The organism is Sphingomonas sp. GM_Shp_2 (assembly GCF_026540875.1).
Lineage (GTDB): Bacteria > Pseudomonadota > Alphaproteobacteria > Sphingomonadales > Sphingomonadaceae > Sphingomonas > Sphingomonas carotinifaciens.
The window spans coordinates 22773-33057 of the sequence record NZ_JALNUQ010000045.1 but is presented as its reverse complement, the minus strand read 5'-3'; the positions used below and the strand labels follow the sequence as shown (position 1 = coordinate 33057).

The window sequence follows — 10285 nt, the reverse complement described above, 5'->3', positions numbered from 1 at the left end:
CGCGACGTTGCGGTGTCTGCGGGGGCGGGCGCGGTGGTGGAGGATGATCCGGCGTTGGGGATCGCGACGATCGACGCGCGGCTGGCGCGGGAGCTAGGCCTGCGGGAGGGGGCGTCGTCGATGGTGCGGGTGCGGGGCGACTCGATGGCGCCGGGACTTGCCGATGGCGACTATCTGCTGGTCAACGAGGACGACCGGGTGCCCGGCTCGCGCGGCGGCATCTACGTCTTGCGGATCGGCGACGCCGTGCTGGTGAAGCGGGTGCGGGCCGAGGCAGGGGCGCTGGTCGTGACCAGCGACAATCCCGCCGCGCCGCCGGTGCCGGGCGGCCGACCGATCGTGATCGGCCGGGTGGTGTGGCAGATGCGTGCGCCGTCCTAACGGCGGCGGTCGCGCCGCCAGATGACGAGCGCCGCCGCGATGCCGAGAGCAAGGCCGGCGAGAAAGCCCAGCGTGGTTTCGCCAAAAGGCAGGCCGATCGCCGTGCCGATGATGGCACCCAGCGCGATCAGCACGCCGCCGGCGGCGGGCGGGCGTGAGGAAGACGTCGTCATCGCCGCTGCCTGCCATGACCGGCCGCGCTACGCCAGCGATCCGGCGTCGTGCCGTCGTTTTTCCTGTGGGTGGGGCTATGGAATGCGCAGCGGTGCGGTTAGGGAGCGGTCATGGTGTTCCGCGTTCGACGGTCCGGCCGATGCGTGGCCGCGGCGTCCATCCTGCTGGTCAGCGCGAGTGCGGGGGCACAGACGGTGCCGCCCGCCGCCGAATCCGTGCCGCTGGATCCCAATGCGCCGTTGGCGGCTTTGCCTGGGATAGGGGTCGACTGGCCGGATCTGGAGGCGGCGCCGGGGGCGGATCTGGTGGAGGCGTTGACGACGACCGATGCGGCGGCCGAGCGGCGGTATCGCTGGGCGGTCGAGGGCGTGGACGGGGCAGGCGCGCTGCTGCGCGAGCGGTTCGACCAGTTATCGACGCTGAATGCGCATGATAACGAGCCTGCCAATGCAGCGCAGCTGGACCGGCGCGCGCGCGAGGACGCCGATCTGTTGACCACGCTGCTGCGCGGTGAGGGATATTATGACGCCAGCGTCGCCACCCGGATCGAACCGGGCGCGACGCCGAACGTCGTGCTGGAGGCGGTGCCGGGTGCCCTGTACCGCTTTGCCGGCGTGACGATCGACGGACTGGCGCTGGCGGGCGACAAGGCGGGCGACCTGCGCACCGCGTTCGGCGTGAAGGCGCAGGACCCGGTGGACGCCGACGCGATCGTCGCCGGGCAGGCGCGGCTCGAAACCGCGATCGGGCGCGAGGGCTTCCCCTTCGCCAAGGTCGGCGAGCCGCAGATCGTGGTCGACCGCGCCGCCCGCACCGCGACGCTGGACCTGTCGGTGGAGCCCGGCACCGCCCGGCGGTTCGGACGGATCGTGGCGGTTGCGGAACAGGGTGCACGCAAACCGGTGTTCGAGGCGGACCATATCGCCGACATCGCCCGCTTCCGGCCCGGCGAGCCGTACGACTCCGGATCGCTCGACGACCTGCGCCGGGCGCTGGTGCAGACCAGCCTGGTATCGTCGGTGAAGGTGGAGCCGGTGCCGGGCGCGACCCCGGATACCGTCGACATCCGCGTGGCGACCGCACCGGCGCCGCCGCGGACGGTGGCGGGCGAGCTGGGCTATGGCACCGGCGAGGGCGCACGCGCCGAACTGAGCTGGACGCACCGCAACCTGTTCCCGCCCGAAGGGGCGCTGACGCTGCGATCGGTGCTGGGCACGCGCGAGCAATTGGGCGCGGTCGTCTATCGTCGCAACAACTTCAACGGACGCGACCGGGTGCTGACCGCGCAGTTCGCCGCCACGCACATCAACCGCGACGCATTCGAGGCACAGACCCTGTCCCTGTCGGGCAGCCTGGAGCGGCAGACCAACATCTTTTTCCAGAAGACCTGGACATGGTCGCTGGGGGCCGAGCTGCTGGCATCGGACGAGCGCGACGTGATCGCATCGACCGGGATCGACCGGCGGCGCACCTTCTTTATCGGCGCGCTGCCGACGAGCCTCAACTATGACGGGTCGGACGACCTGTTGAACCCGACGCGCGGCTTCCGGCTGGGCGGGCGGGCGAGCCCCGAACTGTCGCTGCAGGGCGCCGTGTTCGGCTATACCCGCACGCAGGTGGATGCCAGCATCTACCGCCCGGTACGGGACGGCGTGGTGCTGGCGGCGCGCACCCGGCTGGGAACGATCCTGGGGGCGCCGCGCGACCAGATCGCGCCGTCGCGGCGCTTCTATGCGGGCGGCGGTGCCTCGGTCCGTGGTTACGGCTTTCAGTCGATCGGGCCGCGCGATGCGAACGACGACCCGATCGGCGGGCGCAGCCTGGCCGAGTTCTCGATCGAGGCGCGGGTGAAGGCGTTCGGCAATTTCGGCGTCGTGCCGTTCCTGGATGCGGGCAACATCTACACCTCGCCGCTGCCGCGCCTGACCGGCATGCGGTTCGGCACTGGCCTCGGCGTGCGCTATTATTCGAACTTCGGCCCGATCCGCGTCGATGTCGGCACGCCGATCAATCCGCAGCCGGGCGACAGCCGGATCGCAGTCTATGTCTCGCTGGGGCAGGCGTTTTGACCGAGACGGACGACAGGCCCGAAACCGCGCCCGCGTCGCCGCGGCACCGGCGGAACTGGTGGCGGTGGCTGGCGGGCATCGTGTTCGGGATCGTCGCCATCCTGCTCGCCGCGCTGGCCGCGGTCGATACGCAGGTCGGACATCGCTGGGTCGCGGACCAGATCGGGCGGGTGCGCACGGCAAATGGCCTGCGCTTCGCGGTCGGGCGGATCGACGGGTCGATCTATCGAGAGGCGCGGCTGGCGGATGTGCGCGTCTATGATCTGGACGGGCTGGTGTTCCACGCGCCGCGCGTCACGCTGGACTGGCGGCCATGGCGGTGGATCGGCAACCGGCTGGACATAAGGCGGCTGGCGGTGCCGGAGGCGCAGTTGCTGCACGTGCCGCGTACCCGCCCGACCGGGCGGCGCGGGCCGATCCTCCCCGAGTTCGATATCGCGATCGGCGCGCTGTCGGTCGATCGGCTGGTGCTGGCGCCCGCCGTGCTGGGGCAGCGCCGCACCGGACGGTTGCAGGGGCGTGCCGACATCCGGCGGGGCCGTGCGCTGGTCGCACTGGATGCGGTGGTGGAGGGCAGCGACCGGTTGCGGCTCAACATCGATGCGGAGCCCGATCGTGACCGGTTCGATATCGACGTGGTCGCGCGCGGCGCGGCGCGCGGCGTGCTGGCGCGGATGGTGGGCGCGCGGCAGGGCGTGGCGCTGGACGTGACGGGCGACGGGCGCTGGGCACGGTGGCGCGGCCGCGCGACGGGACAGATCGGGCCGGCGCAGGCGATGACGTTGCGCCTGTCGGCGGATGCGGGCCGCTATGCGCTGGACGGCAGCGTGGCGCCGGCGCCGCTGCTGAAAGGGCGGTTGCAGCAACTGACCCTGCCGGGGGTGCGGGTACGTGGCCGCGGTCGCTTCGCCGAGCGGCGGCTGGACGGCACGCTGGCGCTGCGCAGCGGCGCGCTGGCGATCGAGACGCAGGGCATGGTCGATCTGGGCCAGAATGCGTTTCGCAACCTGAAGACCAGGGTGCGTCTGCTTCGCCCCTCCGCCGTGCTGCGCACGATGCGGGGCGAGGACGTGGAACTGCGCCTGTTGCTCGACGGACCGTTCGCCAGTGCCGCCTATGAATATCGCCTGTTCGCCAAGGCGCTGGCGTTCGACCGGACGGTGATCGTGCGGCCGCGGGCGGCCGGGCGGGGGCGGTGGTCGCACTGGCCGGTGACGGTGCCGGTGCGGTTCACCGCCGCGGCGGTGGGCGGGGTCGGCAATGTCGCGGGGGGCATATTGCGCAACCTGTCGATTGACGGGGCGCTGCGCCTGACGCCCGGTACGCTCAGCGCCGACGCGCTGCGGCTGCGGTCCGACAAGCTGTCGGGAACGATGGCGCTGTCGGTGGATCTGGCGACCGGCCGGTACGAGGTGGGGCTGAACGGGCGGCTGGGGCGGTATCTGATCCCCGGTCTGGGGCTGGTGGAGGTGACGTCCCGACTGAACGTGGTGCCGGGGCCGGGCGGGCACGGCACGCGGGTGGTGGGGCAGGGCGCGGCACGCGTGCTGCGGCTGGACAACGCCTTTTTCCGCAGCCTTGCCGGTGGCCTGCCGCGGCTGACCGCGCGGCTGGAGCGGACGCCGGACGGGGTGCTGCACTTCGCCGATCTGGTGCTGATCGCGCCGTCGCTGCGCCTGCGAGGGCAAGGCTATCGCCGGCGCGACGGCAGCTTCCATTTCGAGGGCGGGGGACAGCAATCGACCTATGGCCCGGTGCAACTGGTGCTGGACGGCGACATCGCCCGTCCGCGCGTGGACCTGTTGCTGGCGAGCCCCAATGCGGCGCTGGGCCTGCGCGACGTGCGCGCGCATCTGGAGCCGACGCCGCAGGGCTTTGCCTACACCGCCGAGGGCGGGTCGCGCGGCGGGCCGTTCCGGGCATCGGGCGCAATCCTGTTGCCCCGCGGGGGGCAGGCCGCGATCATGGTCGATGCGCTGGACGTCAGCGGCGCGCGCGGGACGGGACGGCTGAACATCGTCGATGGCGGCTTTGACGGTCGGCTGGACGTGACCGGCGGCGGCTGGAGCGGCGCGCTGACCTTCTGGCCGGTGGGCGATATCCAGCGGATCGAGGGGCAGTTGCGTGCGAGCGGCGTGCAACTGGGGGGCGGTGCCGTGCTTCGCCAGGGGCGCGCGGACTTTGCGATGATGCTCGATCCGGCGGGCGTGACGATCGAGGGAAGCGCCAGCGGACAGGGCCTGCGCCGGGGACGGTTGAGCCTGGGGCGGTTCGCTGCGACGGCGAAGCTGACCGACGGGGCGGGCGAAGTTCGCGCATCGATCGCGGGATCGCGGGGCCGCGCCTTCGATATCCAGACGGTGATCGGCGTATCGCCCGACCGCTATGTCGTGTCGGCGCAAGGGACGCTGGACCGGCGGCCGCTGCGCCTGCTGACCCCGGCGACGATCACGCGCGATGGCGAGGGCTGGCGCCTGGCGCAGACGCAGTTGAGCTTTTCGGGCGGCACGGTGGAGATGTCCGGCCGGTTCGGCGGCAGCGAGGGCGCGCTGGAGGCTAGCCTGACCCGCATGCCGCTGACGGTGCTGGATATCGGTTATCCGGGGCTGGGCCTGGGCGGCAACGCGTCGGGCACGATACGGGTGGCGACGCATGCGGGCGCGGCGCCGACGGGGCGCGTGGACCTGACCGTGCGCGGCCTGACGCGATCGGGGCTGGTGCTGTCGTCGCGGCCGATCGACATGGGGCTGGCGGGTGTTCTTTCGGCCGACCGGCTGGGGCTGCGCGCGGTGATGGCGTCGGGCGGGCGGACGATCGGGCGGGGGCAGGCCCTGCTGCAACCGCTGGGCAGCGGATCCTTGAGCGAACGGTTGCTGCGCGCGAAGCTGTTCGGGCAGTTGCGCTATGCCGGGCCGGCGGACACGCTGTGGCGGCTGACCGGGATCGAGATGTTCGACCTGTCGGGCCCGGTCGCGATCGGTGCGGATGTGAGCGGGCAACTGGCGGCGCCGGTGATCCGCGGTGCGCTGCAGGCCAATGGCGCGCGGATCGAGAGCGGCACGACCGGCACGGTGCTGACCAACGTCCAGGCGAACGGCCGCTTCGACGGATCGCGGCTGGTGATCGACCGCTTCGGCGCCGATGCCGGGCGCGGCGGGCGGGTGACGGGCAGCGGCGCGTTCGACTTCGCGGCGCGCGGCGGCATCGGCATGAACCTGTCGCTGCAGGCGGACCGCGCGGTGATGATCGCGCGCGACGATATCGGCGCAACGGTGAGCGGGCCGCTCTCCTTCGTGTCGAACGGGTCGGGCGGGCAGATTACCGGCGACGTGGTGCTGAACCGCAGCCGATACCGGCTGGGGCAGGCAAGCGCGGCGACGGCGGTGCCCAAGCTGGCGGTGCGCGAGATCAACGTGCCGGGCGGCGGCGCGGAGGACGAGGTGCCGGCCAAACCCTGGACGCTGGCGGTGAAGGCGCGGGCGCCGGGCCAGCTCATGGTCTTCGGGCTCGGCCTCAGCAGCGAATGGTCGGCGGATCTGCAGATCGGTGGCGAGCCGACCAATCCCGCGATTACGGGACAGGCGACGCTGATCCGCGGCGATTATGAATTTGCCGGGCGCGAGTTCAATCTGGATCGCGGCGTGATCCGCTTCAACGGCGAGGTGCCGGCCAATCCGGCGCTGGATATCGTCGCCAACGCCAACGTCACCGGGCTGACCGCATCGATCCGCGTGACGGGAACGGGGTTGAAGCCCGAAATCGGCTTTTCCAGCACGCCGGCTTTGCCTGAGGACGAGTTGCTGTCGCGGCTGCTGTTCGGGACATCGATCACCCAACTGTCCGCGCCCGAGGCGTTGCAACTGGCAGCGGCGGTGGCGGCGTTGCAGGATGGCGGCAACGGGCTGAACCCGATCAACGCCGTGCGCCGCGCTGCCGGGCTGGACCGGTTGCGCGTCCTGCCCGCCGATCCGCAGACGGGCCAGGGCACCTCGGTCGCCGCGGGCAAGTTCATCACCCGCCGCTTCTATGCGGAGATCGTGACCGATGGTCAGGGATATTCCGCGACGCGGGTGGAGTTTCAGGTGACACGCTGGCTGTCGCTGCTGTCCAGCATCTCGACACTGGGGCGGCAGAGCGCGAACGTGCGGGTTTCCCGGGATTTTTGAACAGCGAAGGACCGAAATGATGGAACGGATCGCGCGGATCGAGCGGACGGGCGGACCCGAGGTGATCGGCTGGCACGACGTCGCGCTGGCCGCGCCCGCGGCGGGCGAGGTGCGGATGCGCCACCGTGCGGTCGGGCTGAACTATATCGACACCTATCATCGCAGCGGGCTGTACCCCATCGACCTGCCGGGCGGGCTGGGATCGGAAGCGGCGGGCGTCGTGGAGGCGGTGGGCGAGGGCGTGACGGACTTCGCGATCGGCGACCGGGTGGGCGTGTTCGGGCCGGCGCGTGGCGCCTATGCCACCGCGCGCAACGTTTCCGCTGACCTGCTCGTCCCGTTGCCGGACACGGTCGACGACGACACCGCGGCGGCGATCATGCTGAAGGGCGGGACGGCGGCGTTCCTTGTTGAAGACTGTGCGCGCGTGCAGGCGGGGCAGACGGTGCTGGTCCATGCCGCGGCGGGCGGCGTCGGGCATCTGCTGGTCGGCTGGCTGAAGGCGATCGGCGCGGTGGTGATCGGGACGGTGGGAAGCGAGGAGAAGGCCGCGCGGGCGCGGGCGGCGGGGGCGGATCATGTGATCCTGAACCGGCAGGAGGACGTGGCGGCACGGGTGCGCGCGATCACGGACGGGGCCGGTGTGCCGGTGGTGCTGGACGGGGTGGGCAAGGCGACGTGGAATGCCTCGCTCGACAGTGCGGCGCGGCGCGGGCTGATCGCCAGCTTCGGCAATGCGTCGGGGGCGGTGGAGGGCGTCAACCTGGGCGTGCTGGCGTCGAAGGGGTCGCTGTTCGTGACGCGGCCGACGCTGTTCGATTACGCGGTGACCGCGGCGGAGAAGCGGGCGTTGATGGCGCGGGTGTTTGCGATGCTGGCGCGGGGGGCGATCGTGCCGGAGATCGGACAGCGGTATGCGCTGGAGGATGCGGCGCAGGCGCACCGGGCGATCGAGGCGGGGGAGACGTTCGGGAGCACGGTGCTGGTGCCCTGACATGAAAAAGGGGAGCCGTTGCCGGCTCCCCCTTCCCATGGCGATCGGTGGGGATCAGCCCGAATAATACATGTCGTATTCGACCGGCGACGGGGTCATCTCCCAGCGCGCGACCTCGTGATACTTCAGCTCGATATAGGACTCGATCTGCTCCTTGGAGAAGACGTCGCCCTTGAGCAGGAAGTCGTGGTCCGCCGCCAGGCTTTCCAGCGCTTCACGCAGGGATGCGCAGACGGTCGGGACCTGGGCGAGCTCTGCCGGCGGCAGGTCGTACAGGTTCTTGTCCATCGCCTCGCCCGGATGGATCTTGTTCTGGATGCCGTCCAGGCCCGCCATCATCAGCGCCGCATAGGCGAGATAGGGGTTGGCGAGCGCGTCGGGGAAGCGGACTTCGACCCGCTTCGCCTTGGGACCGGTGCCGTAGGGGATGCGGCACGATGCCGAGCGGTTGCGCGCCGAATAGGCGAGCAGCACGGGCGCCTCATAGCCCGGAACCAGACGCTTGTACGAGTTGGTCGTCGGGTTGGTGAAGGCGTTCACCGCCTTGGCATGCTTGATGATGCCGCCGATGAAATAAAGGCACATGTCGGACAGGCCGGCATAGCCGTTGCCCGCGAACAGCGGATCCTTGCCGTTCCAGATCGAGAAGTGGGTGTGCATGCCCGAGCCGTTATCTTCCTTGATCGGCTTGGGCATGAAGGTCGCGGTCTTGCCATAGGCATGGGCGACCTGGTGCACGACATACTTGTAGATCTGCATGCGATCGGCGGTCTGGGTCAGCGTGCCGAAGGTCATGCCCAGCTCGTGCTGCGCGGCGGCGACCTCGTGATGGTGCTTGTCGCAGGGCAGGCCCATTTCGAGCATGGTGGTGACCATCTCGCCGCGAATGTCGACCGCGGAGTCGACCGGCGCCACGGGGAAATAGCCGCCCTTGGCGCGCGGACGGTGACCGAGATTGCCGGTTTCGTAATCGCGGCCGGTGTTGGTCGGCAGCTCGATATCGTCGATCTTGAAGTAGGAACCGGCATAGTTGGTGTCGAACTTCACGTCGTCGAACATGAAGAATTCGGCTTCCGGGCCGACATAGACGGTGTCGCCGATGCCGGTGGTGGTCAGATACGCCTCGGCGCGCTTGGCGGTCGAGCGCGGGTCACGCGCATAAAGCTCGCCGGTCGAGGGCTCGACCACGTCGCAGAACACGATCAGCATCGGCGTCGCCGAGAAGGGATCGGTATAGACGGCGTCGAGATCCGGCTTCAGCACCATGTCCGACTCGTTGATGACCTTCCAGCCCTCGATCGAGGAGCCGTCGAACATCAGGCCGTCGGTGAACTCGTTCTCGCCCATGATCGAGGCGACCATGGTCAGGTGCTGCCACTTACCCTTGGGGTCGGTGAAGCGCAGATCGACCCACTCGATCTCTTCTTCCTTGATCTTGTTCAGGATGTCGGTGGCCGTCATCGCCATGATACGTCGTTCCTCTTGTCGTCGTTATACCCCGGCCGGTGAGGCCGGAGGTGTCCGGGATGGGTCGGGAAGGGGAAAAGCGGGATCAGATCGCCGCGTCGTCGCGCTCTCCGGTACGGATGCGCAAAGCGGTTTCGACCGGGATCACGAAGATCTTGCCGTCGCCGATCCGGCCGGTTTGCGCGGCGGCGGCGATCGCCTCCACCACGCGTTCGGCCAGTGCGTCCTCGACGACAACCTCCAGCTTCACCTTGGGCAGGAAGTCGACGACATATTCGGCACCCCGATAAAGCTCAGTGTGCCCCTTCTGTCGGCCGAAACCCTTCGCCTCGGTCACCGTGATGCCCGACACGCCGATTTCGTGCAGCGCTTCCTTTACCTCATCCAGCTTGAACGGCTTGATGATCGCCTCAATCTTTTTCACGAGACCGGATGCCCCCAAACGCGTTTGAACCCTCGCCCGTCAGGGCGCCTTGCACAGGATGTGCCAGATGCTCGCCCCTTGGGCGAGGCAATCGAATGCCACCGATCGCTGCCCATTAAACGGGCAGACGGGCAGCATGTGCCCGAAAGAGCGGCAATGCTCAGAGAATGTCCCGCACGCGCTCGGGCGGGCGGGCGAGCACCACGCCGCGCGCGGTTTCGACCAGCGGCCGCTCGATCAGGATGGGATTGATCGCCATCGCCTCAAGGATCGCGAACTCGTCCGCCTCGGCGAGTGCCTTGGCCTCCGGCTCGGCACGGCGCAGGCCTTCGCGCGGGGAAAGACCGGCGCGCGCGTAGAGGCGGTGCAGCGTCTCCACGGTGGGCGGGAATTTCAGATATTCGACGATCTCCACCTCGGCGCCGGCTTCGCGCAGCAGGGCAAGCGCCTCGCGCGATTTGGAGCAGCGCGGATTGTGGTAGATCGTTGCCTTCATCGATCGGCCTTTTGGCAGGATCGGGGCGGTTTGTGGAGGGGTTTGTTTTGGTGGGTGGGCGGGTGAGGGGCTGCCAGGCAGCGCAGCACTGCTGGTCTGCCCCTCACCCCCCAC

At 69.7% G+C, this 10285-nt stretch carries 8 protein-coding genes; 4 read left to right on the top strand and 4 right to left on the bottom strand.

The features are described 5' to 3' along the window. On the top strand, window positions 1-381 hold a 381-nt coding region (locus OXR08_RS14525; RefSeq protein ID WP_267350960.1), incomplete at its 5' end, for a S24 family peptidase. On the opposite strand, the gene OXR08_RS14520 is transcribed toward OXR08_RS14525, so the two are convergent. Continuing rightward, on the bottom strand, window positions 378-554 hold the full coding sequence (locus tag OXR08_RS14520) for a hypothetical protein (RefSeq protein WP_162843993.1): 177 nt from the start codon (window positions 552-554) through the stop codon (window positions 378-380). The two genes, OXR08_RS14525 and OXR08_RS14520, sit on opposite strands and share 4 nt — an antisense overlap. A gap of 111 nt (window positions 555-665) precedes the next feature. Between OXR08_RS14520 and OXR08_RS14515 the strand changes: the two genes are divergently transcribed. The 3 genes from OXR08_RS14515 to OXR08_RS14505 are packed head-to-tail and all read left to right on the top strand — an operon-like array spanning window position 666 to window position 7784. Next, window positions 666-2624: an autotransporter assembly complex family protein gene (locus OXR08_RS14515; protein ID WP_267350957.1), complete on the top strand. Its 1959-nt coding sequence runs from the start codon at window positions 666-668 to the stop codon at window positions 2622-2624. Then, window positions 2621-6790 (top strand): translocation/assembly module TamB domain-containing protein, encoded by a 4170-nt coding sequence (locus OXR08_RS14510; RefSeq protein WP_267350955.1) that lies wholly within the window; start codon window positions 2621-2623, stop codon window positions 6788-6790. Before OXR08_RS14515 ends, OXR08_RS14510 begins: the two co-directional genes overlap by 4 nt. Window positions 6791-6809: 19 nt before the next feature. Further along, window positions 6810-7784, top strand: a complete 975-nt coding sequence (locus tag OXR08_RS14505; protein ID WP_267350968.1) for a quinone oxidoreductase — start codon at window positions 6810-6812, stop codon at window positions 7782-7784. Between the two features lie 54 nt (window positions 7785-7838). On the opposite strand, the gene glnA is transcribed toward OXR08_RS14505, so the two are convergent. From glnA to OXR08_RS14490, 3 genes are all read right to left on the bottom strand, one after another. Further along, complete coding sequence (gene glnA / locus OXR08_RS14500; RefSeq protein WP_267350953.1) at window positions 7839-9251, bottom strand: type I glutamate--ammonia ligase; 1413 nt, start codon at window positions 9249-9251, stop codon at window positions 7839-7841. A gap of 85 nt (window positions 9252-9336) precedes the next feature. After that, window positions 9337-9675 (bottom strand): P-II family nitrogen regulator, encoded by a 339-nt coding sequence (locus tag OXR08_RS14495; RefSeq protein ID WP_112382363.1) that lies wholly within the window; start codon window positions 9673-9675, stop codon window positions 9337-9339. A 160-nt stretch (window positions 9676-9835) separates the two neighbouring features. Further along, a complete protein-coding gene (locus OXR08_RS14490; RefSeq protein WP_267350951.1) occupies window positions 9836-10171 on the bottom strand; it encodes an arsenate reductase family protein in 336 nt (111 codons plus the stop codon). Window positions 10172-10285 lie beyond the last annotated feature (114 nt).